The following is a 14,985-nucleotide window of genomic DNA, read 5'->3' as shown; positions in this document are numbered from 1 at the left end:
GGTGGTGAAGATGAAATACGCCGAACTGGCCGACCTTTACAGACGCCTGGAAAAAACGACCCTCAAGACCCTCAAGACCAAATTCGTCTCTGATTTTCTCAAGAAGGCACCCGATGAACTCCTCGAGATAATCCCCTACCTAATCCTCGGAAAGGTCTTTCCGGACTGGGACGAGAGAGAGCTTGGAGTCGGCGAGAAGCTCCTCATAAAGGCCGTTTCCATGGCTACCGGCGTTCCCGAGCGGGAGATAGAGAACTCCGTGAGGGACACCGGCGACCTCGGTGAGAGCGTTGCCCTGGCCCTGAAGAAGAAAAAGCAGAAGAGCTTCTTCTCCCAGCCGCTGACCATAAAGCGCGTTTACGACACCTTCGTGAAGATAGCCGAGGCCAGCGGGCAGGGAAGTCAGGACAGGAAGCTGAAGTACCTCGCCAACCTCTTCATGGACGCTCAGCCAGAGGAGGGCAAGTACCTCGCCAGGACGGTTCTCGGAACCATGCGCACCGGCGTTGCGGAGGGACTCATGAGGGACGCCATAGCGAGCGCATTCGGCGTCAAGGCCGAGCTCGTTGAGAGGGCCTACATGCTCACGAGCGACTTCGGCTACGTCGCGAGGGTGGCCAAGCTCGAGGGCAACGAAGGCCTTTCAAAGGTCAGAATCCAGGTGGGCAAGCCCATAAGGCCGATGCTCGCTCAGAACGCGGCCAACGTGAAGGAAGCTTTGGTAGAGATGGGTGGAAAGGCGGCGTTCGAGATAAAGTACGATGGCGCACGCGTTCAGGTTCACAAAGACGGCAATAGGGTTGTTATATACTCCCGCAGGCTGGAGAATGTGACGAAGTCCATCCCGGAGGTTGTTGATGCCGTCCTGGAAAGCGTAAAGCCCGAGAAGGCTATCGTGGAGGGCGAACTCGTTGCCGTCGGCGAGGGCGGGAAGCCCAGGCCCTTCCAGTACGTGCTGAGGCGCTTCAGGAGAAAGTACAACATCGAGGAGATGATAGAGAAAATCCCCCTCGAGCTGAACCTCTTCGACGTCCTCTACGTTGACGGCGATGGGATGATAGACACGCCCTTCTCCGAGCGCAGGAAAAAGCTGGAAGAGATAATCTCCCCAAATGAGCGGATAAGGCTGGCTGAGCAGCTGGTAACCACCAGCGCTGACGAGGCGGAGGAGTTCTACCAGCGCGCCCTTGAGCTCGGCCACGAGGGGCTGATGGCGAAGCGCCTGGATTCGGTTTACGAGCCCGGAAACAGGGGCAAGAAGTGGCTCAAGATAAAGCCCACGATGGAGGATCTAGACCTCGTCATAATCGGCGCCGAATGGGGTGAGGGAAGGCGTGCACACCTCCTTGGCTCCTTCCTGGTTGCGGCCTTCGACCCGCACAGCGGCCAGTTCGTCCCGGTCGGAAAGGTCGGGAGCGGCTTCACCGATGAAGACTTGGCCGAGTTCACCAAGATGCTCAAGCCCCTCATAATCCGCGAGGAGGGCAAGTACGTCGAGATAGAGCCAAAGGTCGTTATTCAGGTCACCTACCAGGAGATACAGAAGAGCCCGAAGTACGAGAGCGGCTTTGCCCTTCGCTTCCCGCGCTACGTCGCTTTGAGGGAGGACAAGAGTCCCGAGGAAGCGGACACGATCGAGCGCATAGCCCAGCTCTACGAGTTCCAGGAGAGGTTCAAGGCGAAGAGGTGACCTCGTTTTCTTCCGTTTCTTCAACGTTTTCTCGCACTTCGTCCGACTCTTCATCCTCCTCTGGAACCAGTCTTCCGGCAAGCTCGGCGGCCTTCTTAGCCATTAGCGGGGTGGCCAGCAGGAGGCCCGTTGAGAGTCCAGCAAGGTACGCGATCACGTTTCCAGAATAGCCGTCCACCATCGCCAGGGAGGGAAGGTCGTAGAGGGCGTGTGCGATCATCGAGAATGCCAGCCCCGTGAAGCGCTTCCATCCCCTCTCGCCGAGCAGGAAGCCTATCGTGATGGCCGCCCAGATGGCGTGAAGCCCCATGAGGACGATTCTGACCCCAACGAGGTACGCCGGCTGGTTGAGGGCGAAGATTCCCGCGGTGTAGAATATCCCCTCCACAACGCCCAGGAAGAGACCCGCGCCTATGACGAGCTTCCACTTTTCCCATTCCGGCGAACGCTCGAAGAACTTCATGGGCAGGAGCTTCACCGACTCCTCGATTATCCCCGCCGCGAAGGCTAGGGCAATCCACGTTTTGAGGAACAGTAAGGGTGCCTCAAGGACGGAGGCTATGACGAGGCCGAGCACTCCGAGGGCGAAGGATTGAACCTTCCAGCCGCTCTCCGGGAAGGAGCGCCACCTCTGGAGGGTGTACTTGATCGCCAGCAGAACGGACAGGCCCCCGACTACGGTTATGATTCCGAAGTAGTACTCGATGACCTTCTCCGGCGTGAGCATGGTACTTTCTTCACTCTTCCGCCTTATTAACGTTGGCCCCAACTTTTTTAAATCCGGTGTGGATTTTTCTCTGAAACTGCCAAGAAATTTACACGAAGGTGTTCAAAATGGAGGACGCGAAGGCCCGGCTCATCGACATGTTCTTCACCGAGGAGGCCATCCTCTTCGGTCGCTTCGTTCTCACCTCCGGCAGGGAGAGCGACTACTACATCAACGTCAAGAAGCTCTCCACTAATCCCAGGGCGCTGAGGATAATCGCGAGGCTGATGGCGGAGAGGGCCAAGGCCCTTGGCATCGAGTTCGACCGCGTTGCCGGCCCGGAGCTTGGAGCTGTGCCGATAGCGACGGCACTGTCTCTGGAAACCGAAAAGCCCCTCGTCATAGTCCGCAAGAAGCCCAAGGGACACGGCACCGGGAGCCAGATCGAGGGTGATGTAAAGCCCGGCGAGAAGATTTTCCTGGTCGAGGACGTGACGACCACCGGCGGGAGCGTTCTGAAAGCTGCTGAGGTTCTGGAGAAAGCTGGAGCGGAGATAGTCGCCATAAGCGTGGTGGCTGACAGGGAGGAAGGAGCCGGCGAGAGAATCGGGGAGAGGTACAGGTTCATACCCCTGGTCACGGTTTCAGAGCTTTTTGCCCGCAGGGGCCCTGCCGGAGTGGAGGAATGAGATTATAGCCTCGTAGAGCCTGTAGAGGAGGCCGTCTCTTTTCTTCCTTCCGAATATCCACTCGTCGAGAACCGAGCCTGCCTCGCTTATGGCCTTTGAAGCGGGTGCGTGCGGCGCGTAGTCCAGAACCGGCCGTCCCATGTTTGTTGCCTCCGGAACCTTGTAGTCGTAGGGTATTATGCCGACGACGGGAACGTCGACGCTGTACTCGAGGAAGTCCACCACGTCGTCGATGTTGGCCGAGGATTCCCTGACCTTGTTGATGATGACGCCCACCTTCAGGCCGTAGGCCTCTCCAAGGGCCTTCAGCTTGATGACCTCGTTCTCCACCATCTTGTGTACCGAGTGTATTGGACAGCGCTCTATCTCGAGTATGATAATCTGGTACTGGGCGAGCCTGAACGTCGATATGGTGTCGAAGGGTATGCCGACGGGGGAGTCTATTATCGTCAGCTTGTATCTGGCCGAGATTTCCCTCACTATGTTCCTGAGGCGCTTGTTGTCGAGGTCAAGAACGTCGTACAGCCTTGAACTCCCGGGAAGAACGTCAACGCCGGTGTTCACATCGTGATACACCGCGTTGAGAACCCGCATGTCCGGGTTCTTTAGGAGGGTATGGAGGTTGTAGACGGGGTTGTATATGCCGAAATGGAAGGCTAGCTTTGGCAGGTACAGGTCACCGTCTATGACGAGCGTTTTGTAACCGTTCTTGGAGAAGTAGGTGCTTAGATTGGCGGTCATGGTGGTCTTCCCTGCACCGCCCCTTCCAGTTATGACGACTGATACCACCTCTAGCCCTCCGTCCGTCCTTGTTATTCTCAGGCAAAAATTATTGAAAGGAATCAGAGGTAATCCTCTATGGTCTTGGCCTTGACCATTATTGAAGCCTTCTTCTGGCCGTAGAAGACCTCCACTAGGCCGTCGGATTCAAGCTGCTTAACGGTTTTGAGAACCGCAGGCATTGGAGTCTCAAGCTCGGCGCTCAGCGTCTGAAGCGCCACGGCCCTCTTCTTGGTAGCAAGGGTTTTGTAAACAACATCCTTACGCCTGCCGAACATCAAGGGCACCAATATCTAATTACCTCCTCCTACTAAATAAACCTTCTGGGGACGGGTTTGGCACATGTACGAAGGGCAGGTTTATAAGGCGCCCGCTGGATGAAAAACCATGCGGGGAGTCGTCGAAAGGCTTGACCTGGAAGGTCTGGGCGTTGTGAGGCTGGGGAAAAAAGAAATTCACGTCCCGTTCACCGCACCGGGTGACGTCGTGGAAGTCAGGAGATGGTGGAGGAGGAAGAGAACGCTCATAGCCACGGATTTTGACGTCGTGGAGCCCTCCCTAAACAGAACCGAGCCCAAATGCCCCTACTTTGGAACGTGCGGTGGTTGCCTCCTCCAGCACATTCCCTACACGGAGCAGGTTAGGTTTAAATCCGACAAGTTATCCAAGATTTTGGGCTTTGATGTCGAGGTTATCCCCTCCCCCCGGATATACGGTCATAGAAATCGCATTGATGTTGTCATTTCGACGAGAGGAATAGGCTTCAGAAGGCGCGGCACCTGGTGGGACGCTGTTGACATCGAGTGGTGCCCCGTCTTCGGCGAGTCCAGCGGAAGGGTCCTCCGCTCCCTTAGGGAGTTCATCGAGGACTTCAGACCGAGCCTCTACGAGATACGGGGGAACAAGGGCTTCCTCAGGTATATCGTCATCCGCGAGGGCAAGTTCACGGGCGAGCTGATGGTTAACCTAGTTACCTCGGAGGGCGAGCTCCCCCAGGAGTTCCCGGAGTACTTCGACTACGCGACCTCCGTCTACTGGAGCGTCAACAGAACCCCCAGCGACGTCTCCTACGGTGAGATAGAGCGCTTCTGGGGAAGCGAGTTCATAAGGGAGAGGCTCGAGGACGTGACCTACCTGATACATCCCAACAGCTTCTTCCAGACGAACAGCCACCAGGCCGTAGCGCTGGTTAGGAAGGTGGCCGAGCTGGTCGACGGTGGGAAAGTCCTCGACCTGTACTCCGGCGTTGGGACCTTCGGCATCTACCTCGCCAAGAGGGGTTTCGACGTGGAGGGAATCGAGGTCAACCCCTTCGCGGTGGAGATGGCAAACAGAAACGTCGAGCTGAACGGTGTCGATGCGACCTTCAGGGTCGGCGAGGACAAGGACGTCGAAAATCTTTCGGAATACGAGACGATAATCGTTGATCCGCCAAGGGCGGGGTTGCATCCCAAACTGATAAAGAAAATCTTAAAAGACAAACCGCAAAGCATCGTTTACGTCTCCTGCAATCCAAAGACCCTCAAGGCCAACCTCGATGAACTGGCGGGGATTTACTCTCTAGAAACCGCGGTGGGAATTGACATGTTCCCGCACACGCCCCACGTGGAGACGGTTGTCAAACTTAAACTCAAGGTTTAACTTTAGAACCAATAGGTTCAAAAACTTAATATACCTAGTCTGCATAACTTTAAGCAGAGGTGATGAGAATGCTTGATGAAAGGGACAGGGTTATAATCGAAATGCTCACCAAGGATGCCCGCACTCCGTTCACGGAGATAGCCAAGGTTCTTGGCATAAGCGAGACGGCGGTCAGGAAAAGGGTCAAGGCCCTCGAGGAGGCGGGCGTCATAAGGCAGTACACCGTCGTGGTGGACCCGTCGAAGCTCGGCTACAACCTCGTCAGCCTGACGGGCGTTGACACGCTTCCCGAGAAGATATTCGACGTGGCCAGCAAGCTGAAGGAGTTTGAGTTCGTCAGGAGCGTCTACCTCACCAGCGGCGACCACATGATAATGACCGAGGTCTGGGCCAAGGACGGGGAGGACCTCTCCGACATAATCTCCAACAAGATAGGCAAGATAGAGGGCGTTACCAAGGTCTGCCCGGCGATAATCCTTGAGAAGCTGAAGTGAGTCCCCCTTTCTTTTTAATTCTGTGAGAAAAAGAAAAGGTGGGTTTCATTCCATCGCGGATTCTAGAATCGCTACGGCTTCTTTGACCTTTACGTAGGCGTCCCTTACCTCATAGATTCTTGGGATGACGCCCCTCATGGTCCAGAGGGTCAGGCGCAGGTGCTCCAGGCTCTCCTCGTTCCAGGCGTGGAGGAGCATGTCAACGGCCTCGTTGTAAGCCTGCATCGCCGAGGCGAGAGTCTCGTTGTCAACTCCCGCGTTGGAGGCTTCCTCGTAGAGCTCGTTGAAGTCGTCGCTCTCAGAGAAGAACAGGTTGGTCCAGATTATCGCCATTCTGTAGTACGTGTTGTAAACGGCCAGCGGGGAGCCCTGGGCTGCTCCCACAACGTGAACATCAACGGGTGGCAGGCCATCTATCGTAACGCTGTACGTCCCCGGGGCGTTGAGGGTGAGGTCGAACGTCACGATTGCCGATTCTCCGGGTAGGAGCGCTCCCTTTTCGGTTTCGTTGACGTTTCCGTTGACCTTAAGCTCGGCGGTGTATCCAATTGGAATCTCGTTGGTGTTCTCGACGGTGGCGGATACGGTTATCGTGTCCCCCGGTGATACCACGGTTTTACTCACCTGAAGGTCTGAGTATGTGGCCTCCGGAGTCTTCCCGATCCATGGGTCAAAGTAAACGTAATCACCAACGGGATCCCCGCTTCCTATGGGGGTCTGTCCGTGGTAAACAACGTTGGAAATCGCACTCGGCCCGTCCTCGGCACCCCACCAGTTGAGGGTCGCGTTGACCCATGCCGGGCTGATGTAATAGAAGAACGTCCTGACTCCGATGCCGTTCCCGACTATGCTGTTGTAGTGCACCTCAATCCCACTGCTATCCCATACGAAGACACCACTTGAGTACCCGCCGATGTAGTTGTGGGTGATGTTTACACCAGTCGTCTTGTAAAGTGTGATTCCCGACTGTATTCCACTCATTATGATGTTGTAGTGTATCCCAACGTTCTGAGACCATTGGGCGTTTATTCCCTGGGTGTTGTTGATGAAGATGTTATGAATGACGGTCGTGTTGGTGGTTGAGTGGAGGTTTATTCCGATGGAGTTCCCGGAGAGCTCGTTCCCCTCGGCAATGCTGGAGACGAGGTCTCTCAGGTGAATGCCGCGGGCGCTCCTCGAGACTTTGTTGTTTCTCACCGTGCCGTTCTCCAGCTCATACACGAAGATACCGAAGGTGCAGTTCGTGACCACGTTGTCCTCTATAACGGTACCGTCGGAGTGGTCAACATAGATGCCGGACTGGTAGTTGGAGACAAAGTTTCCTTTGACAACGACCTTTTCGCGGGTGTAGCTCTTCACCGCGGACATGTTCTGAACCTCTCTCGTGAAGGTGTTGTTCTCCACCACGAGGGAGACCCTGCTGTTGTAGCTGGCCAAGATGTCGTACTGATAGTTGTCGGTGAATACGTTGCCGCGGATGACGGCGTTGGTAACTCTTGCGGTACCGGGGAAGTGAATTGCAGCGGTGTAGGAAACGCCCTGTGCGGTTTTTATGAACCTGCTGTTCTCGACGAGGATGCTATCCACGGTTCCATCGATGACAATCGCCTGCCTGTTGAGCTCCTGGAAGGTGTCGTTCCTAAACGTCACGTCCCTGGAATCGTACACGTAGACGCCGACGCCCGAGCCAAGGGGTCCGAGGATGCTGTTCTCTATCGTCACGTTGGTGGTGTTCCTCACGACGAAGAAGTCGGGTATGCTGCTGTGGGTCATGTTGAGGCCTGAAATCACCACATCCTGAGTGTTCAAGATGTTGATTGCAGTTTTCACGACGGGCATGCCCTCCCCGAGTATAGTGAGGGGTTTTGTGATCCAAATGTAGAACTGGGGCTCGTAGGTTCCCGGAAGGACGTGGATGACCCCTCCGGGGCTCACGATGCTAACCGCGGTCGCGATGTTGTCCACGTGGTTGGCGTCGTACCAGTCAACTGGGGCGTCGTCATCAACCCATACCTCGGGATAGCTCGGGGCGGCGGAGGCCAAGTTCACAAAACTTGGGACGACCGCCACGAGAAGGAGAATCGCGGTTAAAAGGCTCAGGGCTTTTTTCATGTTATCACCCCAATACATCAAAACAATTTGGGCAAAATGGTATTTAATAATTGCTACTTGGAAACGTCCTTTTGGAATTGTATAAATGAGCACATTGAAGTTCGTTAACAATCAGGTTATACGTATCGCGTCATCCCGAAAGTACGTAAAAACAGTGTTATCTGGTAAGGATCCTGGAGAAGATAACCCGAGAAGTTAAAGGTGCAGAATTATGGTGCGGTGGCCGGGATTCGAACCCGGGTTGCCGGCTTGGGAGGCCGGTGTCCTAGACCAGGCTAGACTACCACCGCTCCGTCCAGCCCGGTATTATTAACCATCCGTGCCTTTAAAAGTTTTACCTACGTCCTCCGACTTCTTGGCGACGATGAGCCTCACGACGCCCCGGTAATGGCTTTCCTCGTGTTCAACCTCGAAGTATCTTCTCACGAGCTCGTGAGTTTCCCTCAGCGTGTTGTCCCCCAAGAGCCAGCCGAGGAGAAGGTTGAGGGGCTTCAGGAAGAGCCAGTTCAAAAGCCTGCAGTCGCTCTTCGTGTGCTCCAGTAGGACTACCCTCCCGCCGGGCTTGAGAACGCGGTGAATTTCCTCCATGGCCCTCTCAGGGTCCGGCACCGTGCAGAAGACGAAGGATGAAAGGACCGTATCGAAGCTCTCGTCAGGAAACTCGAGCCTCTCGGCATCCATTACGTAAAACCGGGCGTTGAGACCCAGTTCTTTGGCCTTCCTCCTAGCTATCCCGACCATCTCGGGGACGGCATCAACGGCGTGGAGCTCAATCCCCGGGGGATAGTAAGGGAGCATCTTTCCAACGCCTACTCCAACTTCAAGAGTCCTACCACGGACAAAGGCTGCCGCCTTCTTCCTGAGCGGGCAGAAGAACCTGTCCAGAGGTTTTTCCAGGATCTCGTAGCGCTCCCCGAGCCTCGCGTACTTCTCCCTGAAGCTCATGTGGAAGAGTCGGTCTCCCCCGTTAAAACTCTAACTGGACAGTTTCGTGGAGTCGGCAGGCTTTTAAGGTCTCAGTCCAAAGCCGACCCGGTGATGCTCATGCCGTACCTGCTCATAGAACACCTGGAGGAACTGCGCGACTGGGTCCTGCTCGAGTACAGGCACGCGAGCGAGTGGTGGGGCGAAAAGCTGATATTCACCAACGTGGAGCCGAACGAGAGGGAAGAACTCGCGAAGCTGGGGAGCGTTTTGAGCCAGAGCGTCACGGAGTTCCCCTTTGACCGCTCGAAGCTCATAATCCTCGACCCCTTCGCCGAGGAGGAGCTGAAGCCCGAAGACATCGAGGAGGACAGCATAATCGTCGTCGGCGGAATCCTCGGAGACTTCGAGTTCACGGGGAAGACCAAGAAGTTCATAACCGAGAAGATTGAAGGGGCAAAGGCGAGGCACATCGGAAGCGTGCAGTTCTCCATAGACGGCTCGGCGATAGTCGCGAAGCTCATAGCTGAAGGAAAGAGGCTCGACGAGATTGAGTACGAGCTGAACCCGACGATAAGGCTGGACGAGTTCAGCGAGATAACGCTCCACTACGCCGTGCCAAAGCTCGAGGGAAAGCTCCTCCTCACACCGGGACTCATAGAACTCCAGAAGAGGGAGCTGGGGTACACCGAAGCGGATGAGGAGATAAGCGACGAGGAGCTTGAAGCGTTCTTCGAGGGGAGGGGAGAGATTTAGCCCCTCAACTCTCTCACTAGCCTCTCAATCTCCCTCCGGACCATCTCCCTGTCGGCCTTATCAACGACCAGAAAAACGTCCTGAACGCTCCCATCGCTCTTGGCAACGAGCTTGAGACCCGTCTGGGTTTCCCGTGAGACCTTTATCTCGAAGCCCCTGGAATCGCTCGCGTAGATTCTTCCGGGGATTACCTTCTTGACCCCGGGTATAGCTGCTATTCTCTCCAGCGGCTTCTCAAGGCCCTTCAGGAAGTGGTGCTCCCTTTTGACGCCTTTCTTGAAATGCTTGGGCATGTTCCTTAGAACGCCCGCCGGGTTTTTAGCGTTTTCTCAGGAGGATCACTAGAAGCACTGTGGAGACCAGAACCGCAGCGATTAGGGCACTGAGCGAAGCCGAGAGCCTGCTCTCACCGCTGCACGGGCATTCATCCCTGGCAATCACCTTTTGGGCCAGCGGTTTGAATGAGTATCCGTCCGTGGAGAGGAGGGGGATTGCCTTCAGCTCCCCGTTGTAGATGAACCCGTAGACCGGCTTCAGGTCTTTTGAGCTGACGTTCTCAATTGTGTGGGTCTTATAGGGGTTCTTGGCAACGAAGGTCAGGGTGCTCTTGGTTGTACCGTTGCAGCTCTCCCTGTGGTAGCTGATTGTGGGGGGAAGGATGAGTAGATAGTTTTCCATAAACACCCCGAGAAGAAACTCTGCCTCGGAGGGGTCCTGGAGGTAAGGCAACACGTCCTTCAGCGGAATTCTGTAGGTCTTTGAGCCGTTTGAGAACACAAGCTCGTCGTTTTTCACCACCCCGTTAACCATACTCGGTCGTTGAACCTTGGGCCACGGCTTCCACTCGAGTTTCTCGACCTCCGTTATCCCCTCAGGCGAGAGCCGGAACCTTCTGGTGCCGTTCTTGCAGTGAAGGGTGAGTGAATCGGGGGCCAGGCTGAAGTTACAGTCCGGCGATGCGTTTATGGCCCCTACTTTCTCTATTGAACACGCGATGTGGTACACGTCAAGGTGACCGTTCTTCATCGCCGCCGCGTATGGAAGGAGAACCCTCAGGCGGTACGGCGAACTAACGCCCCCAAGCTGCTGGAAGCATCCGTGATAGCCCCTCCAGACGCTGACGCCTTTGTCCTCGTTGAAGTAATGGAGGAGGTAGACGCCGTTCCTGTTCGACGTTACCCAGAGCTCGTATAGGTATCCTACGTAGTAGATTCCGCTCCCGTTTGCGTAGAGGGCTATGTAGTGGCAGCAGTCGTCCTGGACGTCCCCGCAGCATTCCACTCCGCAGTGTCCCCCCGGACTCAGTGGAATCCATTCCATCAGAATCAGGGCATCGTCCCCGTTCCCCGCTATTTTAGAGTGCACGAGAACGAATCCTGTAGCTGAAGCATACTGCGAAGTAAGGAGCAGGAGGAGCAGCACGCCGAACTTAAGTTTCATCGCCCATCGGGTGGGCTTTACTCCACGAAGATAAAAACTTTGCTATTGCCTCCTCACCATGAAGAACCAGGTGAAGCCTATCAGCGCCAGCAGGAGCACTGCCGCCCAGAACTCGAGGGCGTACGTTCTCGGCACCTCGCACCCGACAAACCTCACACCCTCAGCCTTTACCAGGAACCTGCTTCCCGTCGGCTCTCCGAGGGGAAAGGCCCTCAGCTTCCCGTCGTAGTACAGGACGTAAACATCCGTGGTGCCGCTGACTGCAACGCTCTCGTTGCCGAACTCCAGCAGTTCCCCGGTGGAGTTGGCGTCGGGGGCGAAGTAGTGGGTAACGCTCGGGGGTACCAGCAGGAGGGCGTTCTCAAGCCTGTACACCCTGAGGTGCCCCGCCTCCTCCCGAGCCCACAGGTATTTTCCCACGGAATTCAGCGGAAGTTCGATGTTCCCTTCGGGAATGCGGAGGGCGTCGCCGGAGACGTGGACGGCCATGGCGGTGGGTGGTTTCTCGGGCGAGTCCCCAACCAGTCTGATGTTCTTTCCCTCCTTGACGATGGTCACGCCCCTGAAATAGGTTCCGCTCTCGGCCTCCCTCAGGTCCAGGGTTCCAACGGTTACGTTCCTGGCGATATTGACGGCCAGAACCTCGTTCTCCGAGACCTGCACAACGAGGTACGGAACTGCAACGGCGAATGCTGGGGCCGAGTCGCTGTTCCGGGATTTGACGGTGAGTATCCCCTCAAAGCAGCCCTCCCCCATTCTGTAAACCTCTACCGAGCCTTCACTGGGTATGAAGGCGTAGTAGAAGCCCCTATACCAGTAGACCACGGGCTCTTCCAGGGAGTCCCCTATGAGGTACGCCCCGCTCGAGTTGACGTAGAAGTTGTAGTAGAAGTAACCGGTGGGCACCAAGGTATCGCTCATCGAGGTTGAGTATGGAACGTACACAAGCGAGAGCAGGGCGGAGTCACCGTAGGCCGCAATGACGTGGAAGTCTAGGCTCTCCGCCCCCAGATAGTCGGCTGAGGCTCCCGGCAGGAAGGAAATAAGAACCGAGATAACCAGGAGAAGGCTGAAAAACCTCCTCATACTCAGGCCCTCTTCCTGACCTTGACGGCGACGCCCTTTCTCGCCCTGACCATCTCCTCTCCGGCCAGAACGGCCTTTCCGACGCCGACAACCTTGCCGTCCCGGACTATGCCGACTATGTCGTCCGGCCTTATAGCCGGGTCCGCCTCGTCAACGCCGATCGCGAAGACATCACCGCGGAGCTCGAAGTCAATCTTCACCCAGTATGATTTGAGGGAGTCGTATATCCTCTGCATTCCGAAGGGGGTGACGCTTATCACGCCGTCTTTGAAGGTTCCCGTCTGCTGGTTTTCAACGAAGAGGCGGGGCATCTTGGAACCCCTGACCCTGCCGTTCTCTGGAAGGACTGCCTCTCCGGCTCCCGGGCCGAAGTAGAAGTCGAAGACCTTCCTTATACCCTCGAAGTAGCGGTAGGTTCTGTCTTCTTTCGTTCCCTCGAGCTCGAACTCCCTTAAGGTTTCGGTGAGGGCTTTGAGGCTCTCCCTGCTCGTCGTCCCGTTCTCAACGCGGGTGAAGGTTATCTCCCTCCCACTCAGCTCGGAAGCGAGCTTTGCAATCTCGACGTAGGCCTCGTCGAGGTGTGCTATAATCGGAATCTCCTTCGGGTACTTCTCGAGAGTTTTCGCGAGGAGTTCTGCCGCTGGCCTTATCTCCTCCTCGCTCCAGTGGCCGGTAACGACTATGTCGTACTTTGCCAGCCACTCCCATTCCCTCGGCACGACGCCGAAGGGTGAGGTGAGTATGAGCTCGTGAACTTTGCTTATCCCAGAGCCGAGGGCCTCTTTCACAGCTTTGCGGTAGAGCGTGTGTGAGCGTGAGAAGGAATAGGGCTTCTTGGCGGAGCACGGGAAGAGGAGAACCAGCTCGGTGTTCCTCGGCGGGACGAAGCGCTCGGCAACACGTTCGTGCCATCTCCTCACTTCCGGCCTTCTTATCGAGGCGTCGCTTATGAAGTAGACGGTCTCCTTCTGGATTGGGGTGTACTTCTCGAGGTAATCTCCGTGCTCCATGTCGGCTATCCTCAGTATCCCCGCGTGGTACTGGGTGTTGAAGAAGTTCTCAACTAGATAGCGGAGCTTGCCCTCCTGGAGGGCCTTTCTCACAAGGAGTATGGTCTCACGGGCGAAGTCGAGGGAGTTCGGCTCTTCTTTCCAGAGGAACGGGCTGTACCCGGTGAATCCCTTGCCGTCGAAGTCGTACAGCTTGAGCGAGCGCGTGTCGAAGGCATCAACGCCGAGGTAAACGGCCAGTGGGTAGAAGAAGGGCTCCAGATCGGCTATTATCATGACGTTGGGGAATCTCTCGCGCAGCTCCCTCAGAATCCTCACGAAGTAGCGGTATTCCCTTATTAGAATCTTCGAGTTGCCGAGGTAGACGGCGTCGAAGTTGTAGCGCTCGATTATCTTGAAGAACTCGCCCAGGTAGGAGGTCCTCCTCAGGGCCGGCAGGTAGAATGCGTTGAAGCCCCCGTAGTTTACGCTCCAGAGCCTTCCGAGGGCCTTCTCTATAACCTCATCCGGCGTGTAGAAGCCGAGCGGGATTGCGGGGGCGAGGTTGAGGTCATACTCCCCGGGCTCGGCGGGATGGAAGAAGGAGTTGAACGGGGAGAGTGTAAAGTCTACCCCTGCCAGTGCGGGGGTTCTGAACGAGTACTCCCCGAGTCTTACGAGGCCCAGCCTTCCAGGCCCCTCGTGCCTGATGACCTCCATAGCCAGGCCTCAGACGAGGTTGTACCTCTGTAGGAGGAGCAGTTCGTCGAGGGTGAGCTTCTCGCCCTTCTTGAACTTCTCGAGGGCCTCGACGGCCTTCTCGAAGCTGGCGTCCTTCTTGGAGCGCATCCTGGCAACGAGCCTGTAGGCGATGAGCTCCTTGTGTCTCTCGTCGTACTCCCTTATCTTCTTCTCGATCTCGCGAAGCTCCTTTCTGACTTCCTTGATCTTCTCCCTGAGCTCAACGACCTTGGCGTGGTACTCGTCGGCCTCCTTCTTGACCTCGTCGGCCTGGTTGAAGGCCTTTATCATCTGCTCGTGGAACTGCTGGCTCTGGTTGGCGAGCTTCTGTATCTCCATGCTTATGGCCCTTCTGGCCTTCTTGAGCTGGTCCACCTTCTTCCTGGTCTCCTGGAGCTTGGTGTGGAACCTCTGGGCCTGCTGGAGTATCTCGAGTTCGGTGGCAAGGACCTGAATCTGGTCGACTATCTGCTTCTCCCTCTCCGGCGTTATGTTCGGGTTGGTCTGGAGCTCCCACTCCAGCTTCTCTATGCGCTCCTGTATCTTCTCGGGCGGCATCTTAAGGCGCCTGAGCTGGTTGTACTCGTCCCTCTTCGTCCTGTACTCGAGTATCTCCTGGTAGAGGAGGTCGAGCTTCGCGTTTATCTCCTCGCGGTTCTTCTTGAGCTCCTGTATCTGGGCGTTGATTTCATCCCTCTTGGCTTTATACTCGCGTCCCTTCTGGCGGAGCTCCTTGACCTCGTTGTTCTTCTCGTCCCTCTTCTGAATCCAGATTTGAAGCTCCTTATCAAGCTCCTCCAGTTTGGCCCTTATCTCGTTTCTCTCCTTTTCAAGGGCCTCAATCTCCCTCTTGATCCTCTTAATTTCCTCTGGGTCCACTTTCGCTTGCATCTCTCTTCCCCTTCCCTCTTTTTAGAACAGCCCGTGAGCTTACTCC

Annotated in this window: 15 protein-coding genes and 1 tRNA gene; 5 read left to right on the top strand and 11 right to left on the bottom strand. The window is 56.0% G+C overall.

Features of this window, described 5'->3' with window-relative positions; genetic code table 11:
- Positions 1 to 10 precede the first annotated feature (10 nt).
- The gene (locus tag CDI07_RS08445) at positions 11 to 1,690 is read left to right on the top strand and encodes an ATP-dependent DNA ligase (RefSeq protein WP_088181200.1); all 1,680 of its coding nucleotides are present in this window, start codon (positions 11 to 13) and stop codon (positions 1,688 to 1,690) included.
- Here CDI07_RS08445 and CDI07_RS08440 read toward each other — a convergent pair.
- On the bottom strand, positions 1,674 to 2,417 hold the full coding sequence (locus CDI07_RS08440) for a PrsW family glutamic-type intramembrane protease (RefSeq protein WP_088181199.1): 744 nt from the start codon (positions 2,415 to 2,417) through the stop codon (positions 1,674 to 1,676). The two genes, CDI07_RS08445 and CDI07_RS08440, sit on opposite strands and share 17 nt — an antisense overlap.
- A gap of 107 nt (positions 2,418 to 2,524) precedes the next feature.
- Between CDI07_RS08440 and pyrE the strand changes: the two genes are divergently transcribed.
- Positions 2,525 to 3,085, top strand: coding sequence for an orotate phosphoribosyltransferase (pyrE, locus tag CDI07_RS08435; RefSeq protein WP_088181198.1), 561 nt, complete (start codon positions 2,525 to 2,527; stop codon positions 3,083 to 3,085).
- Here the strand turns inward: pyrE and CDI07_RS08430 are convergent.
- Positions 3,041 to 3,874 carry a MinD/ParA family protein gene (locus CDI07_RS08430; RefSeq protein ID WP_088181197.1) on the bottom strand — a complete coding sequence of 278 codons (834 nt, stop codon included), beginning with the start codon at positions 3,872 to 3,874 and terminating at the stop codon, positions 3,041 to 3,043. The two genes, pyrE and CDI07_RS08430, sit on opposite strands and share 45 nt — an antisense overlap.
- Positions 3,875 to 3,927: 53 nt before the next feature.
- Positions 3,928 to 4,143 carry a helix-turn-helix transcriptional regulator gene (locus CDI07_RS08425; RefSeq protein WP_088181196.1) on the bottom strand — a complete coding sequence of 72 codons (216 nt, stop codon included), beginning with the start codon at positions 4,141 to 4,143 and terminating at the stop codon, positions 3,928 to 3,930.
- 109 nt (positions 4,144 to 4,252) lie between these two features.
- Here CDI07_RS08425 and rlmD point away from each other — a divergent pair, with 109 nt between their 5' ends.
- Together rlmD and lrpA are read left to right on the top strand one after the other, a co-directional pair.
- Positions 4,253 to 5,506, top strand: a complete 1,254-nt coding sequence (rlmD, locus tag CDI07_RS08420) for a 23S rRNA (uracil(1939)-C(5))-methyltransferase RlmD (protein ID WP_088181195.1) — start codon at positions 4,253 to 4,255, stop codon at positions 5,504 to 5,506.
- A gap of 68 nt (positions 5,507 to 5,574) precedes the next feature.
- Complete coding sequence (gene lrpA, locus CDI07_RS08415; RefSeq protein ID WP_088181194.1) at positions 5,575 to 6,000, top strand: HTH-type transcriptional regulator LrpA; 426 nt, start codon at positions 5,575 to 5,577, stop codon at positions 5,998 to 6,000.
- A 45-nt stretch (positions 6,001 to 6,045) separates the two neighbouring features.
- Here the strand turns inward: lrpA and CDI07_RS08410 are convergent, their stop codons facing one another.
- From CDI07_RS08410 to CDI07_RS08400, 3 genes are all read right to left on the bottom strand, one after another.
- On the bottom strand, positions 6,046 to 8,112 hold the full coding sequence (locus CDI07_RS08410; RefSeq protein ID WP_168169248.1) for a nitrous oxide reductase family maturation protein NosD: 2,067 nt from the start codon (positions 8,110 to 8,112) through the stop codon (positions 6,046 to 6,048).
- Positions 8,113 to 8,324: 212 nt separating this feature from the next.
- A tRNA-Gly gene (locus tag CDI07_RS08405) sits at positions 8,325 to 8,402 on the bottom strand.
- Positions 8,403 to 8,421: 19 nt separating this feature from the next.
- Entirely contained in the window at positions 8,422 to 9,057 is a 636-nt protein-coding gene (locus tag CDI07_RS08400) for a class I SAM-dependent methyltransferase (protein ID WP_088181192.1), read from the bottom strand.
- Positions 9,058 to 9,156: 99 nt separating this feature from the next.
- On the opposite strand from CDI07_RS08400, the gene CDI07_RS08395 reads away from it, so the two are divergent.
- The gene (locus tag CDI07_RS08395) at positions 9,157 to 9,792 is read left to right on the top strand and encodes a hypothetical protein (protein WP_088181191.1); all 636 of its coding nucleotides are present in this window, start codon (positions 9,157 to 9,159) and stop codon (positions 9,790 to 9,792) included.
- Here CDI07_RS08395 and CDI07_RS08390 read toward each other — a convergent pair.
- The 5 genes from CDI07_RS08390 to CDI07_RS08370 are packed head-to-tail and all read right to left on the bottom strand — an operon-like array spanning position 9,789 to position 14,939.
- Entirely contained in the window at positions 9,789 to 10,085 is a 297-nt protein-coding gene (locus CDI07_RS08390; RefSeq protein WP_088181190.1) for a DUF2103 domain-containing protein, read from the bottom strand. The two genes, CDI07_RS08395 and CDI07_RS08390, sit on opposite strands and share 4 nt — an antisense overlap.
- 25 nt (positions 10,086 to 10,110) lie before the next feature.
- Complete coding sequence (locus CDI07_RS08385) at positions 10,111 to 11,232, bottom strand: hypothetical protein (RefSeq protein ID WP_088181189.1); 1,122 nt, start codon at positions 11,230 to 11,232, stop codon at positions 10,111 to 10,113.
- Positions 11,233 to 11,274: 42 nt separating this feature from the next.
- A complete protein-coding gene (locus CDI07_RS08380) occupies positions 11,275 to 12,318 on the bottom strand; it encodes a hypothetical protein (protein WP_088181188.1) in 1,044 nt (347 codons plus the stop codon).
- A gap of 2 nt (positions 12,319 to 12,320) precedes the next feature.
- Positions 12,321 to 14,027, bottom strand: a complete 1,707-nt coding sequence (gene arcS, locus CDI07_RS08375) for an archaeosine synthase subunit alpha (protein ID WP_088181187.1) — start codon at positions 14,025 to 14,027, stop codon at positions 12,321 to 12,323.
- Positions 14,028 to 14,036: 9 nt separating this feature from the next.
- Positions 14,037 to 14,939: a coiled-coil protein gene (locus tag CDI07_RS08370; RefSeq protein WP_088181186.1), complete on the bottom strand. Its 903-nt coding sequence runs from the start codon at positions 14,937 to 14,939 to the stop codon at positions 14,037 to 14,039.
- Between the last annotated feature and the right edge of the window lie 46 nt (positions 14,940 to 14,985).

It is taken from the genome of Thermococcus sp. 5-4, assembly GCF_002197185.1.
GTDB classification, from domain to species: Archaea; Methanobacteriota_B; Thermococci; order Thermococcales; family Thermococcaceae; genus Thermococcus; species Thermococcus radiotolerans.
This window is presented reverse-complemented; position numbering and strand designations above follow the sequence as displayed.

Coding starts and splice junctions, on each gene's coding strand:
- CDI07_RS08445 (WP_088181200.1), top strand. CDS start 11: ATGAAATACGCCGAACTGGCCGACCTTTACAGACGCCTGGAAAAAACG.
- CDI07_RS08440 (WP_088181199.1), bottom strand. CDS start 2,417: ATGCTCACGCCGGAGAAGGTCATCGAGTACTACTTCGGAATCATAACC.
- pyrE (WP_088181198.1), top strand. CDS start 2,525: ATGGAGGACGCGAAGGCCCGGCTCATCGACATGTTCTTCACCGAGGAG.
- CDI07_RS08425 (WP_088181196.1), bottom strand. CDS start 4,143: ATGTTCGGCAGGCGTAAGGATGTTGTTTACAAAACCCTTGCTACCAAG.
- rlmD (WP_088181195.1), top strand. CDS start 4,253: ATGCGGGGAGTCGTCGAAAGGCTTGACCTGGAAGGTCTGGGCGTTGTG.
- lrpA (WP_088181194.1), top strand. CDS start 5,575: ATGCTTGATGAAAGGGACAGGGTTATAATCGAAATGCTCACCAAGGAT.
- CDI07_RS08410 (WP_168169248.1), bottom strand. CDS start 8,112: ATGAAAAAAGCCCTGAGCCTTTTAACCGCGATTCTCCTTCTCGTGGCG.
- CDI07_RS08400 (WP_088181192.1), bottom strand. CDS start 9,057: ATGAGCTTCAGGGAGAAGTACGCGAGGCTCGGGGAGCGCTACGAGATC.
- CDI07_RS08395 (WP_088181191.1), top strand. CDS start 9,157: ATGCCGTACCTGCTCATAGAACACCTGGAGGAACTGCGCGACTGGGTC.
- CDI07_RS08390 (WP_088181190.1), bottom strand. CDS start 10,085: ATGCCCAAGCATTTCAAGAAAGGCGTCAAAAGGGAGCACCACTTCCTG.
- CDI07_RS08385 (WP_088181189.1), bottom strand. CDS start 11,232: ATGAAACTTAAGTTCGGCGTGCTGCTCCTCCTGCTCCTTACTTCGCAG.
- CDI07_RS08380 (WP_088181188.1), bottom strand. CDS start 12,318: ATGAGGAGGTTTTTCAGCCTTCTCCTGGTTATCTCGGTTCTTATTTCC.
- arcS (WP_088181187.1), bottom strand. CDS start 14,027: ATGGAGGTCATCAGGCACGAGGGGCCTGGAAGGCTGGGCCTCGTAAGA.
- CDI07_RS08370 (WP_088181186.1), bottom strand. CDS start 14,939: ATGCAAGCGAAAGTGGACCCAGAGGAAATTAAGAGGATCAAGAGGGAG.